Origin of the sequence: Pseudomonas fungipugnans, assembly GCF_029955235.1 — a bacterium.
Taxonomy (GTDB): domain Bacteria; phylum Pseudomonadota; class Gammaproteobacteria; order Pseudomonadales; family Pseudomonadaceae; genus Aquipseudomonas; species Aquipseudomonas fungipugnans.
In genome coordinates this window covers 1,747,866-1,768,937 of the sequence record NZ_JARBWL010000001.1, presented here as the reverse complement: position 1 = coordinate 1,768,937, position 21,072 = coordinate 1,747,866, and the positions used below count along the sequence as shown (strand labels likewise).

Sequence of the window (21,072 nt, the reverse complement as noted above, 5' to 3'; positions counted from 1 at the left end):
AGCAAGCCCACTCCCACAGGGACAGGCGATCACTTGTGGAAGCGAGCCTGCTCGCGAAGGGGACCGTCCGGCCACCTTGGCTACTTGGGCCCTAGAATCTTCACCAACTTCTCCGGCGAAGGCGCACCTTGCTGTTGCTGCAACTCGCCCTTGTCGTCCATATAGAAAATCGCCGGAGTCGCTGACAACTCCAGGTCGTCCATCAGCTTCATGTTCGCCGCCAATTTCGCCTGGATCGCCGGTGGCACGTCTTTCAGCGCTTTGAGCGGACTCGCCTTACCGGTTTTTTCATGTTCCTGCAGGGCTTTGCCGGGGTCTTTGGCGGCCAGTAGCGCGGCGGATTTCCCGGGGCTGTCTTCGCGAATGATGCCGACCATGATGTGCCGCAACTGCACCTTGCCCGACGTGACCCAAGGCCGCGCCTGCTCCCAGAACATATTGCAGTAAGGGCAGTTCGGATCGCTGAACAGATAGACGACGCGTGGCGCGTCCTTGCTGCCGTCAGCGATCCAGTTACTCGCTTCCATCTTGCCCCAGACTTCCTTGGCCATTGGCGCGTACACCAGTTTTTGCAACGGTGCGCTGCTCAGGTCATTGCCGTCGGCGTCATACAGATTGCCCAGCAATACGTGCTTGCCGTCCGGGGTCAGGTACAGCGCCATGCCACGGTTCTGGTATTGCGCCGCATAACCGCGCAGGCCGTCGGGCGCGTCGAACTGGCCGACGATTTTTGCGCCTTTGGCTTCGATCTTCTTGATCGCATCGGGCAGTTCTTCGGCTTGGACCGACGGCAAGTGCAGCAGGGCAGCGCCCAGGGTCAGCGTCAGCAGGTGGCGGAGGCGGTGCATGGCAGTTTCCTTACAGAAGTTGGCGGTATCGCGGCGTCAGGGGTATCGAAGCTTTCAAGGGCGCGGGCCAGACTGGCTTGCGACAACTCGCCTAGATGGCTGCCCAACAGGCGCCCGTCATTGCTATAGAACAGGGTAGTCGGCAGCGCCATGGAACCCACGGCCTGACCCAGGCGGCCACCGCCGTCGAACAGCACGTTGGACAGGCTCAGGCCCTGGGTTTCAAGGAAGGTGGCGACGCTTTGCATGCTTTCGGCCTGGTTGACGAACAGGAACGTCAGGTCGGGGCGCTGGTGCTGGGCGTTTTCCAGCACCGGCATTTCCCGACGGCAAGGCGGGCACCAGGTGGCCCACAGGTTGATCACCAACGGTCCGCCCTGGTAGTCGCTCAGTTGCACGGTTTCGCCGGCGGCATTGCGCAAGGTGATTTCCGGCAGTCGCGTGCCTTGTTCGTAAAGGCTCAGGGAAAAAGTCGCCAGCAGCCAGAATGCCAGGCCACTGGCGACGCCAAACCCCATTGGCCGGCGCAGACCGGGCCGACGCCAGCCTCGCAGCAGCGCGGCCAGTACCAGCGCGATCACCCCCGGCCAGGCGAGAAAACCACCGTCGCGCAGGTCGATGATCTGCCATGGATCATTGCGATACTGAGCCCAATACGTGATGACGAAAGCGATTCGCGCCGCCAGCATCCCCAGCAGGAACAGGCTGAACAATGCCGATTCGGGATTTTCGCCACCGCGTTTGGCTACCCGCCAGCCCACAAAAGTGGCCAGCGCCAACGCACTGATCAATAGCAGGTGATTAAGCGCGATGGCAAAGGTGCCGAGGGTAAAGGTCAGCATTAACGGGCATCTCGGGTAGTGGTCCAGCGTTGCAGGAAGGTGGCGGCATCGACCTCGCCGGTGATGCGCTGGCTGCGGCGCTCTTCACCGTCGACACCGATCCACAGCAGGCTCGGTGGCCCCGGCACCTTGTAACGGCCGAGCAGCTCGCGGCTGGCGGCATTGTCGGCGGTCACGTCCAGCCGTAGCAAGCGCACATCACTCAAGGCTTCGAGCACGCTGGCTTTGCTGAATACCTGTTTTTCCATGACCTTGCATGACACGCACCAGTCGGCGTAGTAGTCCAGCAGCACCCATTGGCCCTGTGCCCGTGCGGCATCGAGTTCCCGTTGCAGCTCGGCAGGACTATTGACGGTGGTAAAGGCGTCGTGACCGATCGGGCTGGCGGCGTTGCTTGAGTTTGTGTTGCTGTAGATCTGCAATGGCCTGAACAGGTCGTCGCTGCCACCGGCGGCGCCCACCACCAGCAGGCTGCCCCACAAACCCAGCAGCAGTGAGCTGGCGCCAAACAGCTGGGCAGCGTGACCAAAACCCTGAGACTGTTTCCAGGCGCTGTAGGCGGCAATCACCAGCAAGGCCCCGCACAAGCCGACCCACAGCGATTGATCCAGCACCGGGCGCAACATCAGCAGCGCGGTGGCCAGAAACAGGAACCCGAAGATACCTTTGAGCAGGTTCATCCAGGCGCCGGGTTTGGGCAGGAAGCGGTTACCGACCGTCACCAGCAACAGCAACGGCACGCCGATACCGATGCCCATGGCAAACAGAATCAGCCCGCCGTGCATGGCGTTACCGCTTTGCGCGATGTAGAGCAGGGCACCGGCCAGTGGTGCGGTCATGCACGGCCCCACCAACAGCCCGGAAAGGGCCCCCAGCACACCGGCCCCGATCAGGCTGCCACCGCGTTGATTGCGCGAGACGTTTTCCAGTCGATCACGCACCGCCACCGGTAATTGCAGTTCGAAAAAGCCGAACATCGGCAGTGCCAGCAACACGAACACGGCGGCAAAACTGCCCAGCAGCCAGGGGTTTTGCAGCAGCGCTTGCAGATTGGCGCCCAGCAGTGAAGCCAGAACGCCCATCGACGCGTACACCAGCGCCATGCAAATCACGTAGCTGGTAGCCAGGGCGAAACCGCGTCTTGGCGTGGCACCGCTGCCAACGATCAGACCGGCCAGAATCGGCAACATGGGTAATGAGCAGGGCGTGAAAGCCAGCAACAGACCGAGACCGAAGAACACCAGCAGGCTCCAACCCAATGCCCGCTGTTGCAGACCGCTGGCCAGGGCTTGATCTGGCGCTTCGTTTGCAACGGCTGCCGGCGCTGCGCCGCCCAGGTCCACGACCTGGGTTTGCGGCGGGTAACACAGGCCGGCATCGGCACAGCCCTGGAAACCGACCTTGATTTGACCGGTGGCACCGGCGGGGATTTTCAGTTCCAGACCTTGACGATAGACCGGTTGTTCACCGAAGAACTCATCGCTATGGGACTCGCCTTCCGGCAATACAGGGTGCTGCTCCGGTGTCAGGCCATCGAGCTTCAGACGCTTCTGATACAGGTAGTAGCCATCGGCAATCTGCCAGAAGAGTTGGGTTTCACCGGACTCCAGGTGCTCGGAGGTCAGAATGAACGCCTTCTCGACCGGGAGAAATTCAGGTTTTGTCTCGAACGGATTGGTCCCTGCCTGGGCCACAGCCGAGATCAGAAGAGCAAAAAGGAAAAACAGTCGACGCATGGGTAGGCCTTATCCCTGTGCAGGTGAAGTGCACAATGGTGGGCGGCGATTAACCGGTGATTAACCGCCGCCCGTGGCTGCCATGAGACCTTGATGACGCTCAGTCGCGCAGCAGTCCAGGCCAGGTCACGTCAGTGACTTTGTACGGGCCGTATTCGACTTTGTTTTGGACGATGTTATAGGTGATGTACTCGTTATTGGTCAGGAAAATATAATAATAACTGGCAGCAAATGACCGGTCGTTCTGCACCGCGGTAATGATGCGGTCCTTGTAGGGTTCAAGGCCCGGCCATGTTTTGTTATTGATGGGGTCGACGGTTATTTCAGGTATCCCGTGATTGAAATCGGGAGGTCCTGAGTAGGGGCCGTTTATCGATAAGTTCCAGTCAAGGGTCAGGAAATGGCCGTTGTTCATAAGGAACCGAAATTGCGCCATTTTTCCTGAGCGTTGCCACCATGTACCGGCAACGATATGGTCAAAGTAAGGAAGTAATTCTGCCCAGTCCGAATCCTCAAGCCGAGCGGTCCTGACAACCTTGTCCTCATCTTGACTGTAGCTACTGACCATTGGCCAGTAGCCGTCGTAGTAGAAAAGCCAGAGCGTATCCTCGTCAAGCGGACTGCCTGGTGGGAGTGCTGTGGTAGTGAAGCCAAATCGCAGGTGCCGGGCATGAACGTGAAAATCTTTCCAGTTGCCATAAGTGATCGGCGCAGGGTATCCATCAAGTACCCGGTTTCCGTCAATCATGAATTTGGAATAGGTGTTGCTGTCTTTGAAAAAGAAATAGATTTTGTCTTTTCCCGAACGCCAGTCAACGGCGACGAAATTTTTTAATGCAGGCATGAACTGATTCCTTTCAGTAGTGGTTGGGTTGACGTTGTGTCGCTGTCTTGAAGGCTACCGTTGGATGTATGCGTTGTGTTTTGTTTTATTTGTAAAGTTGTTTCAACATTGGCTGAAACTTCGCGGCGGGTTTGATAGTAAGTTGTCAGGCAGATAAGCAGGCGCCAACCTTCACTGTTACGCGAAAGCGTTGGCGGCTGTCATCTTCAGGATCGTCATTACCCCGCCCAATGGTTTTTCGAGCTGATCGAGTACCAGGTGTTACCCGGCACTGGCCAGGGGCAAGGCGGGGATGGGGGGCGGTATAAAGGTATCGCATCCGGTATTCTGAACGTCAGGCATCAACGCGAGTGGCGGCCGGCATAATGCAGGGTTAATCGGCACCCTCTTTAATCATCAATTTTGCGAAGGTCCCACCATGCACGTACTGGTTTGCGAAGACGATGAGCTGATTGCCAGTGGCATTGTTGCCGGTCTTACCGCCCAAGGCCTGACCGTGGAGCATGTGGCCACGGCTTCGTCGGCCCGGGCGATGCTCAAGGTGGCCGAATTTGACGTCATGGTGCTCGACCTCGGTCTTCCCGACGAAGACGGACTCAAGCTGTTGCAGCAGTTGCGGCATAACGGTCTGGAGATCCCGGTGTTGATTCTCACGGCCCGGGACTCGGTCACCGACCGCGTCGACGGACTTCAGGCGGGCGCCGACGATTACCTGCTCAAACCCTTCGACCTGCGTGAACTGGCCGCCCGTCTGCACACCTTGTTGCGCCGGGTGGCAGGGCGTAGCGTCAACCTGATAGAACACGGCGCACTGACCTACGATCCGAGCAGCCGCGAAACGCTGCTTGCCGGTCAGCCGGTTGACCTGTCGCGCCGTGAGCAATCGCTGTTGCAGGCGCTGCTGCACAACCGTGGCCGGGTGCTGTCCACTGAACAGTTGAAGGACAGCGTCTATGGCTTCAATGACGAATTGGAAAGCAACGCCCTCAACGTGCACATCCATCACCTGCGCAGCAAACTGGGTAAAGGCATCGTCGAGACGGTGCGTGGCCTGGGTTATCGCCTCGGGCCGGCGGATGGTGGAGATCAATCGAAGTGATGAGCCTGCGTTTGCGCCTGAGCCTGACCCTGGGCGCCGCTTTTGCGCTGATATGGGCGCTTGCGGCGGCCTGGATGCTCAGCGACCTGCGTAATCAGATGATGTTTTCCCTCGACCAGCGGCTGGTGGCTTCAGCGCGCATGGTGGCCGGGTTGCTGGAGCAATTGCCGGCGTTACCGACCAAGGGCGAGGGCACCCACTTCAGTGCCGCGCAGCTCAACGTTCCGGGCGGTATGGCGTGTCAGGTGAGTTCGTTGCGCGGCGAAATTCTCGCCCGCAGCCATAGCGATCCCGATCAAAAACTCGAAGCCGAGAAAATGGGCTTTCACGACCAGATGATTGACGGCGCGCCGTGGCGCAGTTTCACCCTGGCCCGGGGTGATCTGCGAATCACCACGGCGGATCGGCAGATCGAGCGCGAAGCCTTGAACATGTCGGTGTTGCTGGCGGCTTCGGTACCGGTCGGTGTGGCGCTGCTTGGTTGTCTGTGTCTGCTGTGGCTGGGCATCGGTCAGGGGCTGGCGCCGCTCAATCGCATGCGCGATGCCTTGATGCGGCGCAGTGCCGACTCGCTTGAACCGTTGCAGATCCAGCCCTTGCCCAGCGAATTGCAGCCGCTGCTGGAGACCCAGAACCAGTTGTTCCAGCGCATCGGCAAGACCATCGAGCGCGAGCGACGGCTGACCGGTGACGCGGCCCACGAGCTGCGCAGCCCGTTGACGGCCATCAAGACTCACCTGCAAGTGGCGCGCATGACCGAAGGCTCGGCGCGAGATCAATCCCTGGCCAAGGCGGAGGAGGGCGCCGATCGCTTGCATCGCACCCTGGAACAATTGCTGCTGCTGGCGCGGGTTGAAGGCAGCCTGTCGTTCGATGACGGCGTGCAATGCAGCGCCGAGCAGGTAGCGAAACTGGCGATCCAGGATGCGGCCAGTGGTGATCGTCAGCGCATCAAACTGGTGTTGCCGGACAGACTGTCCGAGGCGCCAGTGCAGATGCCGGCTGTGCTTTCCATCGCTGCGTTGCGCAACCTGCTGGACAACGCCCTGCGCCATACACCGAGCGAAGGCGCCGTGGAGCTGAGCCTGGAAACCGCCAACCAGCGTGCGCGCTTTGTGGTGCGCGATCACGGGCCGGGCATCGCCGAAGACGATCTGCAACACCTGACCCAGCGTTTCTGGCGCAATGGCCAGAGCACGGGCTGTGGCCTGGGCCTGGCGATTGTTCAGGCGATCGTCCAGCGCTGCGCCTGCTCCCTGCATTTCGACAGCCGCCCGGATGGCTTGCGGGTTGAATTGACCATGCCGTTGCAGCCGGTCTGAGCAACATGCCCAAGCCCGCTCCCGCGGGGAAGCCACTGCACACATCAAATGTAACGCCTCTTCAATGGTCAGCAGACCAGCGCGGCGCTATCGTCCCCGGCAGCTTTGGACTCAATGGATTGAGGGAACAGCGCCATGGATGCATCGATACAAATCTGCAAGGCCACACCCGCTGACGCTGGCATCATCAGCCGGATCGTTGAGCGCTCCATTCGGGTCGGTTGCGCGCTCGACCATCGCAACGACCCCAAGGTCGTCGCCACCTGGACCCGCAACAAAACCACCGAACACGCCGCTGCCTGGCTCAGCGACCCGCAGTTGCACCTGAACATCGCGTTGCTGGAAGACAAACCGGTCGGCGTGGCGATGGCTGCAATCAGGGGCCAGGTTGCGTTCTGCTACGTGCAGCCGGAGTGGTTCCGTCGGGGCGCCGGACACGCCCTGATTAGTGATCTCGAAGTCTGGCTGCATCAACAAGGCGTGCACCTGGCGCGGCTTAACAGCACCCGCTCCAGTGAGGCATTTTATCGGCGGCTGGGTTATCGCGTTTGCGCTCAAACCTTTACTGTGGCGGGCCTGCAAGCCATTCCCATGCACAAGGTGCTGCCATCTTGCGTATAGAAAGCTGATCCGGGGTGTAAATCCTCAAGACGCTGATGCGTTTCCAGAACAGGAAAACCTGCAAGTGCGCCCCGTGAGCGGAACGCGCACCTGCCCGGTGTGCAGTTTTGGTCACTATTTACAGCGTATTGAGGGTTTGAGAGATGTCAGTCGCTACCAGCCTTGTCGAAGATCAGCCGGCCCGGGTCGCCCCCAAGCCTGCCGAAACGCTTTACCAGTTCAACGAATCGCCGCTGCTGACCCGTCAGAACCAGCAGGAATCCAATGCCCGCAGCTACCCGCGGCGCATTCCATTGGCGCTGAAACGGGCCAAGGGCATTTACGTCGAAGACGTCGAAGGTCGCCGTTTCATCGATTGCCTGGCCGGCGCCGGGACGCTGGCGTTGGGACACAACCACGCGGTGGTGATCGACGCGATCCAGCAAGTACTGAGCGATGAGCTGCCGTTGCACACCCTCGACCTGACCACGCCGGTCAAGGATCAGTTTGTTCAGGACCTGTTCGGCCTGCTGCCACCTGCGTTGGCCGCTGAAGCGAAAATCCAGTTCTGTGGCCCCACCGGCACCGACGCCGTGGAAGCGGCGTTGAAATTGGTACGCACCGCGACCGGTCGCAGCACCGTGCTGTCATTCCAGGGCGGATACCATGGCATGAGCCAGGGCGCGTTGAGCCTGATGGGCAGCCTGGGGCCGAAAAAACCTTTGGGTGCCCTGCTCAGCAGTGGCGTGCAATTCATGCCATACCCCTATGACTATCGCTGCCCGTTCGGGCTCGGCGGCGCCTTGGGCGTGCAGGTCAACCTCAATTACCTGGAAAACCTGCTCAACGATCCTGAAGCCGGCGTGCAATTACCGGCAGCGGTGATCGTCGAGGCGGTGCAGGGTGAAGGTGGCGTGATCCCGGCGGACATCGAGTGGCTGCGTGGCTTGCGACGCATCACCGAGAAAGCCGGCGTCGCGCTGATCGTCGATGAAATCCAGAGCGGTTTTGCCCGTACCGGCAAGATGTTCGCCTTCGAGCACGCCGGGATCATCCCGGACGTGGTGGTATTGTCCAAGGCCATCGGCGGCAGCCTGCCGCTGGCAGTGGTGGTCTACCGCGACTGGCTCGACACCTGGTTGCCGGGCGCCCATGCCGGCACATTCCGTGGCAACCAGATGGCCATGGCCGCAGGCTCTGCGGTGATGCGCTACCTCACCGAACACAAGGTGTGTGAGCACGCTGCCGCCATGGGCGAACGTCTGGCCCAGCACCTGCGTACCCTGCAACGGGACTTCCCGCAACTGGGCGATATTCGTGGTCGCGGGCTGATGCTCGGCGTCGAACTGGTGGACCCGGCTGGCGAGCCGGATGCCCAAGGCCATCCACCGATTTTCGGCCGTCTGGCGCCGCTGGTGCAGCGCGAATGCCTCAAGCGCGGGTTGATTCTGGAGCTGGGCGGCCGTCATGGCGCCGTGGTGCGTTTTCTGCCGCCGCTGGTGATTACGGCCGAGGAAATCGATCAGGTGGCCGAGATTTTCGGGCGGGCGCTGACGGCGGCCACGGCCAGTCTCTAAATTTTTCGCCCCCTGCAACGTTCTTTCTATATACCGGCTGCGCGCAGTGCGCAGCCCATGTTTACCGCGATGGAGAAACATCATGACGTCAGTATTCGACCGCGAGGACATCCTCTTTCAGGTCGTGGTCAACCACGAAGAGCAGTACTCGATCTGGCCCGACTACAAAGCCGTGCCACAAGGCTGGCGTGCCGTGGGCAAAAGCGGCCTGAAAAAGGACTGCCTGGCCTACATCGAAGAAACCTGGACTGATATGCGTCCACTGAGCTTGCGCCAGAAGATGGAAGAACAGGCGGCAGTGGCGAACTGAGTCGCTGCCTGAAAAAAAGCCCGCTGAACCGATCAGGTCAGCGGGCTTTTTCACGGCTGGGGTTTTGTAGCGTCTGTCAGACCGCCTTCGCGAGCAGCCCGCTGCTATATGGGGACTGAGTCTTATACCCATCCACTGTGGGAGCGAGCCTGTTCGCGAAGAACGGTAACGCGGTCCAACTGACCTTAAACTCCGCTCAGCCCCTTGATCAGCAGATCCACATTCCCTTCCAGCTCCGCCACCGGATCGGCCGCATCGGTACTCAATACCACCAACCGGCTCCCGGCCTCGGCAATCACCGCTTTCAACGCATCCGACGGCTGCCGGTGATGCAGCACCACCGCCACGTCATTGTCTTTGAGCGTCGCGCCCAATTGCTTGAGTGCTTCAGGCGTCCACTCGGCATCTGGCCGTGCATCCAGGCCGACCAGTTCCAGATTCAGCCCGCCAATCAGGTAGCCGAAGTGATCACTCAAACTCACCACCGTGAGACGGTCGGCACTGGCCAGTTGTGCCTCGCTGTCGGCGCTGAGCTTGAGCAAACGCTGCTTGAGGGCGGCCAGGTTGGCTTCGATTTTCGGTTTTGCCTCGGGCGCCAAGCGCACCAGATCAGCGGCCATCACATCGGCCATGCGCCCCATGTTGTTACTGGCCAGCCACGGCTGACTGTTCAAGCCGTCGACCTTGTTGCCGGGCTGCACGGCGATGCCGGGCAGGGCGCCGTCCACCGGGCGGGCGGCGTCGATTTCGACGATGCGGATGTTGCTGCGCCGAGCGTTCGGGTACAGCGGGTCGTCCAGCCACAACGAGCGCAGACCGATCACCGCATCAGCATCGGTCGCCAGTTTGCTCAGGGCCGGCGCGCCACGGCCGGTGAAGTAGGCGGTCTGCCGCGAACCGGGCAGGTTGGCCGGTGCCGCGCGTTCGATGCCGACCTCGGTGCCGTCCAGCAGCAACGTGCCGAGGCCGTAAGTCACCGGCAGCGAGGCGAGCACAAGCACTTTGTGCGCCGACGATGAGGCGAACAGCGCCGTATTGCCGACACCGTGATTGGCCACCAGCCGCAGCGGCTCGAAGCTGTCGCCAGCCAACGCGTGGGGGGCCGTCAGCCCGCACAGGGCCATGGCCAGGGTCAGTTGACGCAGAGAAAAAGTCATTATCCGAGGTTCCCTTTCAGACGGGGGACGACACCGCGCGCGATGGCGGCGAGGGCGAAGGCGATACCGGCGACCAGGATGATCGCGGCGCCAGAGGGGATCGGCAGGTCGAAGACAATCGGCGCGAGGATCCCGCACAGGGTGCTGACCGTGGCGATCAGCACCGAACACCAGAAAAACCCCTTCAGCGACTGGCTGAGCAACCGTGCGGCGGCGGCCGGAATCACCAGCAACGCGCCGACCAGAATCGCGCCGATGACTTTCACGGCCGCCACGGTGATCAGCGTCACCAGAATCACGAACAGATAATCCAGGGTCTTCACTGCTACGCCGCGCACCGCCGCCAGTTGCGGGTTGAAACTGGCGAGCATGATGCGGTTGTACAGCGGCAAGGCCAGGGCCATTACCAGCGAACCGACAACGGCCAGCACCAGCAGGTCATTGCCGTTGACCGTCAGCACCGAACCGAACAGCACGTTTTCCAGAATGTGCACGTTGATCTTGCCTGCCAGAATCAACAGCAAGCTGGCGCCCAGCGCCAGCGACACCGACAGGAACACGCCGATCAGGGTGTCCGGCGCCAGCCCGGTGCGATTGCGCAGGTAATTGAGCAGGATGCCGAACAGCAGGCAGTAGCCGAACAGCGCGCCATAGGGGCCGGTATAGGGCTCGCCGAGCAAGATGCCGACAGCCACGCCGGTAAGCGCCGCGTGGCCCACCGCTTCGGAGAAAAACGCAAAGCGCTTGACCACCACCAGGGTGCCCAATCCGCCCAGTACCGGCCCGATCAACAGCCCGGCCAGCAGCGCATTCACCACAAAGCCGTAGGCCAGCGCCTCCGGCAAATACCCGGACGAGGCCCAGCCCTGAACCATCAAACGAAAGGCTTCGTAACTCATCAGGCAGCGCCCCGTGGGTGGGTGGAAAACAGCGTCAACAGACGCTCCGGGGTCAACGCCTGTTGCGGTGCGGCGTCGAACAGTACTCGGCGGTTGAGCCCGGTGACCCGGTCCGCCAGTCGCCCGACGGCTTCCAGATCGTGCTCGATCCACAGCACGGTGATGCCGCTGCGGCGCCAGTCGCCCAGCAAACGCTCGAACACCTGAATCCCGGCCTCATCGAGGGCTGACATCGGTTCGTCGAGTACCAGCAGTTGCGGCGCCGGGATCAGTCCCTGGGCCAGCAACACCCGTTGCCGCTCGCCGCCGGACAGCGCGCCCATGCGCCGTTTGCGTTTGTCCTGCATGCCGACCCGTTCCAGCGCTTCGCCAATCGCCGCCGCGTAATGCTTGCTGAGGCCGAGGAAGGCCGGCCGGCGCTGGCACATGGCGGCCATGAAATCGTCGACGGTCATTGGCAGGCCGCGGTCGAATTCCAGCGCCTGTGGCACATAGCCGATGGTGCCCGGTGCGCCCGGCCATTGCAGGCTGAGGTGGCCCTGATGGGGCATTTGCCCGAGCAGGGTCTTGATCAGCGAACTCTTGCCGCCACCGTTGGGGCCGACCAATGCATGCACACTGCCGGGCTGGACGCTGAAGGTGACGTTGTCGAGGATGGTGGTGCGGCCGAGGGTCAGGCTGATGCTGGCGAACTCCAGCGCCGGCCCTGCTGACAAGGCACCCTGTGGGAGCGAGCCTGCTCGCGAAAGCGGTGTGCCATGCAACGATGATGTCGACTGACGGGACGCCTTCGCGAGCAGGCTCGCTCCCACATTGGATTGGGGGTTCATTGAGTCCGTGTTCTGTGCACTGATGCTTTCCTTGACCGTCATGACCCCGACTCCTGTATCGCCCGGACCACGGTGTTGAGGTTGCCGGTCATTTCCTTTTCGTACTTGTCGGCGGTGTATTCGCCGTAGGAGATGTGCGACAGCGGGTACAGCTTCACCCCGGATTCACGCTGGATGGTCTCGACGTACGTAGACGGAAAATCCATCTCCGAGAAGATCACCTTCACGTCCAGTTCGCGCAGTTGGTCGATGGTCTTTTTCAACTGGCTCGGGCTCGGTTCGATGCCGTGCGCCGGTTCGACCACGGCGGTCACTTCCAGGCCGAACTCGCGCAGCAGGTAGTCGTAGGCTGCATGCACTGTGGCCACCCGCAGATCTGGGTTGGGTGCCTGGGTCAGTTTGGCCAGGGCGTCGGCGCGCATCTGGCGCAGGCGTTTACCATAGGCGCGGGCGTTCTGGGTGTAGGTCTTGGCGTTGTCCGGGTCGAGCTTGCCCAGTTCCCGGGCGATGTTGTTGACCTGAGCAATCGAGGCGCTGATCGACAGAAACGTGTGCGGGTTCACCACCTTGCCGGCACCACGCGCGGCGGTGCCGGTGGCGGCCAGCAGCGGCACGTTTTCGTTGGCTTCGATCACCGGGATGTTCGGGGTTTCGCTGGCGGCGATCATGCGGTCGGCGAAGTCGTCATGGCCGACGCCGTTGAGCACGATCACGTCCAGCCCGCTGATGCGCTTGATGTCTTCGGCGCGGGGTTCGTAGGCGTGGGGGTTGAAGCCGGCCGGAATCAGCGGCACCACGTCGGCCTTGTCGCCGACGATGTTGGCCACGTAGCTGTAATAAGGGTGCAGGGTGATGCCGATACGCAGGCGTTTGGCCGGATCGGCGCTGGCCAGAGGCGACAGCAGGCAGGCCAGCAGGCCGACCAGCAGCAGGCGCAAAAATGTTCCATTTTTCAGCAAGCGGCAGTGAGATGAAATAGGCATGGGCAAGCGGTCTTCTCTCGGTGAAAGCGGGGGATCAGTGCCGTTGCTGGCGGGTCACGCCGGCATCGAACTGCGCGACGATCTGCTGCCAGCCGGCGCTTTCGAGCGCGGCATCGGCCAGCTCGTTCGGGGCGGCGAGGGTGCTGCTGCGGTTGAGCCAGATGTCCGCTGCGCCGTTGTCGTCAGCGCTCAGGCGCATCAGGAACGAGCCGGCCACCGTTGGCGTCTGGCTGTGTCCGAAATAGGCCTTGTCGTCGAGCAACTGCCAGGCATGGCCGCCACGGCTGACGGAGCTGGCGTCCTGGGCGAACGGCGCAAAGCCTTCTTCGGCCAGCGCTTGCGGCATTGGCAGGGCTTGCTGGTCGTGACGCAATAGATGAATCTCGTCCAGCGTCACCCGCAGGTCGGCATAGATGCCTTGTTCCGAGGCGCTCAGGTCGCGTCGGGCATCCAGTTGATGACTGCTGACAGTGCTCACCGGCGCGGACTCGCGGTGCCAGGCAACCACCGAGCCCGCCACCGCGAGGATGATCAGGCACAACAGCAGCACGTACAGGGTTTCATGGCCGGCACCGGCCGGGCGGACGACGTGGGTGGTGGGTGTACTCATGTGCCGGGTGCCTCGATGTCGGCCTGGTCAATCTCGACCACGTGGCCAGGACCGGCGTCGAACAGCACGTAGAATTCGGCGCCGGGTTTCTTGAAGGTCACGGTCGAATCGGCACCGAGCTTGCCGGGCACAAGGATCGTCTCGTCGTAGCCGATCACGTCCAGGGTCACTCCCGGCGCACCGCTGCCATCGGAGAAGCCCCCGGTGCACTTGATCTGGTCGGCGTCGATGGCTTTGCATTCGCACATCGGATTGTGGGCCAGGGCGCTGGCGCTGAAGCCGACACCGAGTACCAGCAGCGCGGCGTGCAGTGGGCGTAGAACCTTGATCATGGTTTGCCTCCTTGTTTATTCAGCCAGGCGACGGTTGCCGGAGAGGCCTGGTTCAGCGGGACGGCGGCCTGGTGCATGCTGCCGTCCCAGCCTTCCATGGTGATCCACAGCTCGGCGTCGGCTTTGGTCTTCTCGGGAATGGGCAACAGCGCGCCCATGCGGTACGGCGTACCGAAGAAAATCACCCCGGCGGCGCGCAGGCTGCGCGGTTTGCCGATGCGCAGGTAAGTGGCCTTGACCTGCTCGCGGCAGCTGTCGCACAGCGCGGCGTTGAAGCCTTTCATGTAACCGGCAGGGCCTGTGAGCAGTGGTGCTTCGTTGCGCAACTCGGCCAGGCGCAGGCTCCAGGGGCCCACCTGCACTTCGCCGATCTCCCGCTCGCCCAAGCCGCTGTCGCCGCGAAACAGCGAGGCGTCGGCAAAGTATTTGGGCATGAAACCCAAGGGGATCAGCAGCAACAGGATGTTGAGGTGGAACCGCCACGTGTGCCACAGCACATTCAGGCGCGAGGGCGGCGTGACGCTGTCGGTGCGACTCACAGGTTGCCCTCCGGTGTCTGGTTATTCATGGCCGGTTGGGCGCTGTTGACCGTCGCGGCGCGCGGCTTTTTGTTACTGCGTTTGAGCGCGTTGGCCGTGGCCAGCGCCGTGCGTTTGGTCCAGATCAGCAGCCCGCTCAGCACCATCATGCTCAGCAGCAGGCCGAAGAAGAACCAGATCAGCTTGATCCAGATCCCACCGAAGTCTCCGGTGTGCAGCGGCCGCATCGACTCGGTGACGAACTCCAGACTGGAGCGATCGGACAGCAGCCGTGTGCTGGCGATATTGCCGTTATACGGATTGACTTCGGCGGTCTGGAACATCAGCGGATACCAGCTGCGCCCACCCACGGACAGGTGGCTGTAGGCGTTGCTCGGCAAGCTGACGAAACTGGCTTCCAGGCCCGGGATCTGCTCCTGAGCAACCTTGATCGCCTGTTCCAGGCTGATCATCGGCGCTGGCTGGCCGGTGCTCATCAGCGGCACGCTGTCGCGGGAAACCACCGACACCACAGGCTCGGTGGTGATCGATATCTGGTTGTCGAACAGGATCGCCTTGATCAGGAACCACACACCGGTGACCGAAATCACCGCGATGAACCAGATCGACCAGATGCCACTGAGCCGGTGGAAGTCGCCCCAGAAGATCCGTGCGCCATGGCGAATGCGCAACGTCGGACGGAAAAAGCCTTTCCAGAAGCGCTTGTAGACCACCAGGCCCGTGACCAGCGAAGCCAGCAGCGGCACGCCGAGAAAAGACACCAGATACCAGCCCCAGCTATAGCCATTGGTGAATGGCACCAGCCACCAGCCATGCAGTGCGCGGGTAAAGGCTTTGAAATCGAATGGAGGGGCGGTGCCCTGAATCACGCCGCTGTACGGGTTGACGTACACCGTCACTGAGCGTCCGTCGGGGTAGCTGACTTCCACGTCGAGGGCGAAGTGCGACTCGTCGGGGCGGCTGATGCTCTGCACCAAGGTGTCGGGTTCGGCTTTCTTGATGGCCGCGACGATCTGGTCGTAATTGAGCAGCGGCGCATCGTCCGATGGTTGGCTGGCACGCATCTGCGGGTTGGCCAGCCAGACGATTTCCTGAGCGACCACTGCAAGGGTGCCGGTCACGCAGACGATCAGCACGAAAAACCAGATCGGCAGTGCCAGCCAGCTGTGCACCAGAAACCAGAGTTTTGAGCGGGATTTCTTCGACATGATTAAAGGTCTTGTTTCGATGAGAGGACCGTGGCTACGGGCTTCGCAGCGATGAGGTCCGTGAAACGCCGGCCGTGGCTTTTGCCTACGCGGCTGACTGCATCTAAATAAGACGTATGAGCATTGGAAATCCCGAAAAGAGATATGAAAGTAAATGTTTCGTATTTCTGTGGCCTTGGGATTTCACACATATTCGATCTGACGCAAAACTTGTGGGCGCGGGCTTGCCCGCGATAGCGGTGTATCAGTCAACAACAATGCTGAAGTTGCTGGCCTCATCGCGGGCAAGCCCGCTCCCACAGGGTTATGCATGCACTGGGCGAATGTGATCCAACACGAAACATGTACCAAGCCATCACTGTCCGCCCATTGATGGCCCAATCCCGCGCTCTATGATGAAAGCCAGATGCTTTCAGCCGCGAGTCCGAGCCAATCCCATGTCTGCAGCCAGAACCCTCTACGACAAACACATCGATGCCCACACCGTGTGCCGTCTCGATGAGCAGGGCCACGTCCTGTTGTACATCGATCGTCAGGTGATCAACGAATACACCAGTCCCCAGGCGTTCAGCGGTCTGCGTGAAGCCGGTCGCGCTGTCTGGCGACCGGAAACCGCGCTGGCGGTGGTGGACCACGTCAACCCGACAGCGCCCAAACGCATCGCGGCGATGCCCGATGCTGGTGGTGCGCGGCAAGTGTCTTATCTGGCGCAAAACTGCCGGGACTTCGGCATTGAATTGCTCGATATCCTCGACAAGCGACAGGGCATCGAACACGTGATTGCCCCGGAGCAAGGCTTTGTCCTGCCGGGCATGGTGATCGCTGCTGGCGACAGCCATACCACCACGTATGGCGCCCTTGGGGCGTTCGGTTTCGGCATAGGTACCTCGGAGATCGAACACCTGCTGGCCTCGCAGACCCTGGTTTATAAACGCCTGAAAAGCCTGCGCGTGACCGTGGACGGCGAGCTGGCGCAGGGGCTGACGTCCAAGGATGTGATCATGGCGCTGATTGGTCGGATTGGTGCCTCGGGCGCCACTGGTTACGCCATCGAATTTTGCGGTTCGACCATCGATGCCCTGAGCGTCGAAGCGCGCATGACTATCTGCAACATGGCGGTGGAGGCCGGTGCCCGTGGCGCTTTCATGGCGCCGGACGAAAAAGTGTTCGCCTACCTCAAGGACAAACCCCGCGTACCGAAAGGCGAGTTGTGGCAGCGGGGCGTGGAAAAATGGCGCGGGCTGCACAGCGATGCCGATGCACAATTCGACCGCGAAGTGCATCTGGACGCCAGCACCCTGGAGCCGATGGTCACCTGGGGCACCAGCCCGGACCAGGCGTCACCTATCGGCGCTCGCGTTCCCGACCCGCAGGATGTCAGCGATCTGATCCTGCGCCAGGACATGCGCCGTGCCTTGAACTACATGGGCCTTGAGGCCGGCATGCCGCTGAGTGACATCGTCATCAGCCACGCCTTCATCGGCTCCTGCACCAATGCCCGTATTGAAGACCTGCGTGACGCTGCCAGCGTGGTGCGCGGCAAACACGTTGCCAGCCATGTGCGGGCGATGATCGTGCCGGGCTCCACCGAGGTGCGGGATCAGGCCGAGGCAGAAGGCCTGGCCGCGATCTTTATCGATGCCGGTTTCGAGTGGCGCCAGTCCGGCTGCTCGATGTGCCTGGCGATGAACGACGACGTGCTGGCCCCCGGCGACCGTTGCGCGTCCAGCACCAACCGCAATTTCGAAGGCCGTCAGGGTGCTGGCGCCCGTACACACCTGATGAGCCCTGCGATGGTTGCCGCCGCCGCGATCAGCGGACACCTGACCGACATCCGTCACTTTGGAGACCGCCCATGAGCCTGCAACCGTTCACTCGCATCAGCGGCAAAGCCGCGCCGATGCTGGCGGCCAATATCGACACCGACGTGATCATGCCCAAGCAGTTTCTCAAGGGCATCGACCGCGCGGGGCTGGATCGCGGTTTGTTTTTTGATGTGCGGTTTTTGCCTGATGGCTCGCTCAATCCCGAGTTCGTGCTCAATCAACCGGCCTGGCAAGGCGCGAGCTTCATGGTGGTCGGGCCGAATTTCGGCTGCGGGTCGAGCCGTGAACATGCGGTGTGGGGCTTGAAGCAGATGGGGATCCGGGCGTTGATTGGCTCCAGCTTCGCCGGGATCTTTTATGACAACTGCCAGCGCAACGGGGTGCTGTTGATCACGTTGGAAGAGGCTCTGTTGCAGCGCCTCGCTCAGGTGGTGAGCCAGCCACAGGGTGCTGAAATCAGCGTTGATCTGGAGACGCAGCAGATTCGCCTGCACGATGATCAGATCATCCCGTTCGAGATCGACACCTTGCGCAAGACCGCACTATTGCTCGGCCTCGATGCCATCGGCAGCACCTTGCAACGTAGAGAACAGATCAAGGCTTTCGAACGCCAACATCTGACAGCCAATCCCTGGCTGTCCTGACACACAAATATTGTATTCACCGACGATCCCCCTGTGGGAGTGGGCTTGCCCACGATAGCGGTGGATCAGTCAGCATTGATGCTGAAGCTGACGGCCTCATCGCGAGCAAGCTCGCTCCCACAGTGGATTTGTGTCAAACACACACAAATACCATATTCACCCGTGATCCCCTGTGGGAGTGGGCTTGCCCACGATAGCGGTGGATCAGTCAGCATTGATGTTGAAGCTGACGGCCTCATCGCGAGCAAGCTCGCTCCCACAGTGGATTTGTGTCAAACACAAATACCATATTCACCCGTGATCCCCCTGTGGGAGTGGGCTTGCCCACGATAGCGGTGGATCAGTCAGCATTGATGCTGAAGCTGACGGCCTCATCGCGAGCAAGCCCGCTCCCACAGTGGATTTGTGTCAAACACACACAAATACCATATTCACCCGTGATCCCCTGTGGGAGTGGGCTTGCCCACGAATGCGGTGGATCAGTCAGCATTGATGTTGAAGCTGACGGCCTCATCGCGAGCAAGCCCGCTCCCACAGTGGATTTGTGTCGAACACAAATATTGTGCTCACCGACGATCCCCCTGTGGGAGTGGGCTTGCCCACGAATGCGGTGGATCAGTCAGCATTGATGTTGAAGCTGACGGCCTCATCGCGAGCAAGCTCGCTCCCACTGGTCTTTCATCTCATTTCAGATTGTGTTGCTCCGGCTAAACCGACAACTCCCTGAAGTGCTCCTGCAAAAACTCCACACACGCCCGCAACTTTCCTGAATACGCCAGTCGTGTCGGGTACACGGCCCAGACGTTGGCGCTTTGGGTGTACGCCGGCAGCACTTGTACCAGTCGACCTTGCTCCAGCAACGGCGTCACATCCCATAAAGAACGCAGCAACACCCCGTGGCCATCCAGTGCCCACTGCAAGACAATTTCGCCATTGTTGGACGACAACGGCCCGCTGACTCGCACGCTTTCCTGAGCCCCGTCGCATTCCAGGTTCCAGATGCCGAAGGCGTTGTCGCGTTCCTTGATCACCAGGCAGTGATGTTGCTCCAGTTCACTCAAGGTCAGCGGCGTGCCGTGGCGTTGCAGATATCCGGGCGCCGCGCACAGCACTCGCCGATTGCTCACCAGTCGGCGGCCAATGTGCTGGCCGGGAATATCGTCGCCGACGCGGATCTCCAGGTCGAAGCCTTCACTGACGATGTCCACCACCCGATCGAACAGGTCCAGACGAATCTCCAACTGCGGATACTGCTCGGCCAGCAACGACACGGCCGGCGCCACATGGTTACGCCCGAAACCGAAACTGCTGCACAGATGCAGGCGCCCGCGAGGGCTGTCGTGGGCGTCGGCGAGTTCGTCGTGCAGTTGCTGGAAGTCATCGAGAATCCGCAAGGCCCAGCGCTGCACCCGCTCACCGTCTTCGGTCAGGGCGACGCGCCGGCTGGTACGGTGCAGCAGCCGTGTGCCGAGGGTGGTTTCGAGAATCTGGATGCGTTTGCTGACGTAGGCGGGGGACAGGCCCAGCTCATCGGCAGCAGCGGCGAAACCGTTTTTGCGAATGACGGTCAGCAACACACGCAGGTCTTCGGGCAGGGGCACGGTGTCTTTCTTGTGGGTCATGGCAGAGCGGGCACTGGCGGCATGAGCCGCCAGCATAGCATCGCCATCGGGGTGGATTAATCGGCGGACGGCCTGGCCGCCGCTTCGGCGGCACGGGCATGACGATCCCGTGCGGGTCAGTGACCGGCCGGTGATTCAGGTCAGGTCGGCGCGGGGTCTAGCGCAGGAACCCCAGCACTTCGGCGAGCAACAACTGCGGGGCTTCTTCGGCGATGTAATGGCCAGCGGGCAGCGCTTTGCCATGAACATCAGTGGCAACCTGTTGCCATTCCTTGAGCGGCTCGAAACAGTGGCCAACCGTGCCTTCGGCGCCCCACAGCACCAGCAGGGGCAGGTTGAGATGATGGCCGGCCTTGATGTCGGCGCGGTCGTGGTCCAGATCAATGCTGGCACTGGCGCGATAGTCCTCGCAGATGCCACGGGCGCTGCCCGGCAGTTGCAGGCAACGCAGGTATTCGGCAAAGGCCTGGGGGGTGAACGGCTTGAGTCCGGCGCTGCGACTGCCCATGACGCTGCGCAGGTACGCTTCGGGATCGGCCTGCAGCAGGCGTTCCGGCAGCGGCGCCGGGCGGATCAGGAAGAACCAGTGCCAGTAGGCGCGGGCGAAGGCTTCGTTGGTTTGCGCATACATCGACAGCGTCGGGGCGATGTCCAGCAGCACCATGCGTTGCACGGCATCCGGGTGATCCAGCGCCAGGCGATGGGCGACCCGGGCGCCACGGTCATGGGCCAGAATCGAGAACTGCTCAAAGCCCAGGGACTTCATCAGTTCGACGCCGTCCCGGGCCATCTCGCGTTTCGAATAGTTGTTGTGCTGCTCGTCGGCTGGCGGCCTGCCGCTGTCGCCGTAGCCGCGCAGGTCGGCGGCAACCACGGTGAAGTGCTCGGCCAGTTGTTCGGCAACCTTGTGCCAGATGACGTGGGTCTGCGGGTGGCCATGCAGTAACAGCAGGCCCGGACCCGTACCACCGATGCGATAGGCGATGTCCACACCGTTGACGTGGCGCTGGTCTTTCAGGAATCCGGCGAACATGAAGGTGACTCCTTGTTGTAGTGGACTGCATCCTGAAATCGTTGGCGCCTCAGGGCAAGGCGCAAAGCGTGGTGTGCGTGTTCATGAAGTGTGTTTGCCGGGGGTCTCTTCGCGAGCAGGCTCGCTCCCACATGGGATCTCGGGTGTTCACAAATAGTGAGTCCACAGAAGATCCAATGTCGGAGCGGGCTTACTCGCGAAGAGGCCCGAT

The 21,072-nt window shown here is 61.5% G+C and carries 21 protein-coding genes; 7 read left to right on the top strand and 14 right to left on the bottom strand.

From position 1 onward, the window contains the following. Positions 1-80: 80 nt before the first annotated feature. The 4 genes from dsbG to POF45_RS06890 all read right to left on the bottom strand — a co-directional run bounded on the left by dsbG (position 81) and on the right by POF45_RS06890 (position 4,270). Positions 81-848: a thiol:disulfide interchange protein DsbG gene (dsbG, locus tag POF45_RS06905; RefSeq protein ID WP_282315411.1), complete on the bottom strand. Its 768-nt coding sequence runs from the start codon at positions 846-848 to the stop codon at positions 81-83. Continuing rightward, positions 824-1,690 (bottom strand): TlpA family protein disulfide reductase, encoded by an 867-nt coding sequence (locus tag POF45_RS06900; RefSeq protein WP_259495373.1) that lies wholly within the window; start codon positions 1,688-1,690, stop codon positions 824-826. Before POF45_RS06900 ends, dsbG begins: the two co-directional genes overlap by 25 nt. Next, the gene (dsbD, locus tag POF45_RS06895; RefSeq protein ID WP_282315410.1) at positions 1,690-3,426 is read right to left on the bottom strand and encodes a protein-disulfide reductase DsbD; all 1,737 of its coding nucleotides are present in this window, start codon (positions 3,424-3,426) and stop codon (positions 1,690-1,692) included. The genes POF45_RS06900 and dsbD overlap by 1 nt, the downstream gene beginning before the upstream one ends. 100 nt (positions 3,427-3,526) lie before the next feature. Further along, on the bottom strand, positions 3,527-4,270 hold the full coding sequence (locus POF45_RS06890; RefSeq protein WP_282315409.1) for a hypothetical protein: 744 nt from the start codon (positions 4,268-4,270) through the stop codon (positions 3,527-3,529). Positions 4,271-4,688: 418 nt separating this feature from the next. Here POF45_RS06890 and POF45_RS06885 point away from each other — a divergent pair, with 418 nt between their 5' ends. From POF45_RS06885 to POF45_RS06865, 5 genes are all read left to right on the top strand, one after another. After that, on the top strand, positions 4,689-5,369 hold the full coding sequence (locus POF45_RS06885) for a response regulator (protein ID WP_259495370.1): 681 nt from the start codon (positions 4,689-4,691) through the stop codon (positions 5,367-5,369). Next, positions 5,366-6,691: an ATP-binding protein gene (locus POF45_RS06880; protein ID WP_259495369.1), complete on the top strand. Its 1,326-nt coding sequence runs from the start codon at positions 5,366-5,368 to the stop codon at positions 6,689-6,691. The genes POF45_RS06885 and POF45_RS06880 overlap by 4 nt, the downstream gene beginning before the upstream one ends. Before the next feature lie 135 nt (positions 6,692-6,826). Beyond that, a complete protein-coding gene (locus tag POF45_RS06875; protein ID WP_282315408.1) occupies positions 6,827-7,312 on the top strand; it encodes a GNAT family N-acetyltransferase in 486 nt (161 codons plus the stop codon). Between the two features lie 143 nt (positions 7,313-7,455). Then, positions 7,456-8,868 carry an aspartate aminotransferase family protein gene (locus tag POF45_RS06870; protein WP_259495366.1) on the top strand — a complete coding sequence of 471 codons (1,413 nt, stop codon included), beginning with the start codon at positions 7,456-7,458 and terminating at the stop codon, positions 8,866-8,868. Positions 8,869-8,950: 82 nt separating this feature from the next. Continuing rightward, a complete protein-coding gene (locus tag POF45_RS06865; protein ID WP_259495365.1) occupies positions 8,951-9,178 on the top strand; it encodes an MbtH family protein in 228 nt (75 codons plus the stop codon). A gap of 185 nt (positions 9,179-9,363) precedes the next feature. Here POF45_RS06865 and POF45_RS06860 read toward each other — a convergent pair whose 3' ends face one another. Genes POF45_RS06860 through POF45_RS06825 form a run of 8 tightly spaced genes read right to left on the bottom strand, consistent with a single transcriptional unit; the run spans position 9,364 to position 15,736 of the window. Then, complete coding sequence (locus POF45_RS06860; protein ID WP_282315407.1) at positions 9,364-10,335, bottom strand: metal ABC transporter substrate-binding protein; 972 nt, start codon at positions 10,333-10,335, stop codon at positions 9,364-9,366. Next, a complete protein-coding gene (locus POF45_RS06855) occupies positions 10,335-11,234 on the bottom strand; it encodes a metal ABC transporter permease (protein WP_259495363.1) in 900 nt (299 codons plus the stop codon). The genes POF45_RS06860 and POF45_RS06855 overlap by 1 nt, the downstream gene beginning before the upstream one ends. Then, on the bottom strand, positions 11,234-12,106 hold the full coding sequence (locus POF45_RS06850) for a metal ABC transporter ATP-binding protein (protein ID WP_282315406.1): 873 nt from the start codon (positions 12,104-12,106) through the stop codon (positions 11,234-11,236). Before POF45_RS06850 ends, POF45_RS06855 begins: the two co-directional genes overlap by 1 nt. Next, positions 12,103-13,047, bottom strand: coding sequence for a metal ABC transporter substrate-binding protein (locus tag POF45_RS06845; protein WP_282315405.1), 945 nt, complete (start codon positions 13,045-13,047; stop codon positions 12,103-12,105). Before POF45_RS06845 ends, POF45_RS06850 begins: the two co-directional genes overlap by 4 nt. Before the next feature lie 34 nt (positions 13,048-13,081). Beyond that, positions 13,082-13,657 (bottom strand): DUF6162 family protein, encoded by a 576-nt coding sequence (locus POF45_RS06840; RefSeq protein ID WP_282315404.1) that lies wholly within the window; start codon positions 13,655-13,657, stop codon positions 13,082-13,084. Continuing rightward, positions 13,654-13,989 carry a hypothetical protein gene (locus POF45_RS06835; protein ID WP_259495358.1) on the bottom strand — a complete coding sequence of 112 codons (336 nt, stop codon included), beginning with the start codon at positions 13,987-13,989 and terminating at the stop codon, positions 13,654-13,656. The genes POF45_RS06840 and POF45_RS06835 overlap by 4 nt, the downstream gene beginning before the upstream one ends. Beyond that, the gene (locus POF45_RS06830; protein WP_259495357.1) at positions 13,986-14,528 is read right to left on the bottom strand and encodes a thiamine pyrophosphate-binding protein; all 543 of its coding nucleotides are present in this window, start codon (positions 14,526-14,528) and stop codon (positions 13,986-13,988) included. Before POF45_RS06830 ends, POF45_RS06835 begins: the two co-directional genes overlap by 4 nt. Next, complete coding sequence (locus tag POF45_RS06825; RefSeq protein ID WP_259495356.1) at positions 14,525-15,736, bottom strand: PepSY-associated TM helix domain-containing protein; 1,212 nt, start codon at positions 15,734-15,736, stop codon at positions 14,525-14,527. Before POF45_RS06825 ends, POF45_RS06830 begins: the two co-directional genes overlap by 4 nt. 437 nt (positions 15,737-16,173) lie before the next feature. Here POF45_RS06825 and leuC point away from each other — a divergent pair, with 437 nt between their 5' ends. After that, positions 16,174-17,595, top strand: a complete 1,422-nt coding sequence (gene leuC / locus POF45_RS06820) for a 3-isopropylmalate dehydratase large subunit (protein ID WP_282315403.1) — start codon at positions 16,174-16,176, stop codon at positions 17,593-17,595. After that, positions 17,592-18,206 (top strand): 3-isopropylmalate dehydratase small subunit, encoded by a 615-nt coding sequence (gene leuD / locus POF45_RS06815; protein WP_282315402.1) that lies wholly within the window; start codon positions 17,592-17,594, stop codon positions 18,204-18,206. Before leuC ends, leuD begins: the two co-directional genes overlap by 4 nt. A 707-nt stretch (positions 18,207-18,913) precedes the next feature. On the opposite strand, the gene POF45_RS06810 is transcribed toward leuD, so the two are convergent. After that, a complete protein-coding gene (locus POF45_RS06810; RefSeq protein WP_282315401.1) occupies positions 18,914-19,864 on the bottom strand; it encodes a LysR substrate-binding domain-containing protein in 951 nt (316 codons plus the stop codon). Positions 19,865-19,985: 121 nt separating this feature from the next. Next, positions 19,986-20,861 carry an alpha/beta fold hydrolase gene (locus tag POF45_RS06805; protein WP_282315400.1) on the bottom strand — a complete coding sequence of 292 codons (876 nt, stop codon included), beginning with the start codon at positions 20,859-20,861 and terminating at the stop codon, positions 19,986-19,988. Between the last annotated feature and the right edge of the window lie 211 nt (positions 20,862-21,072).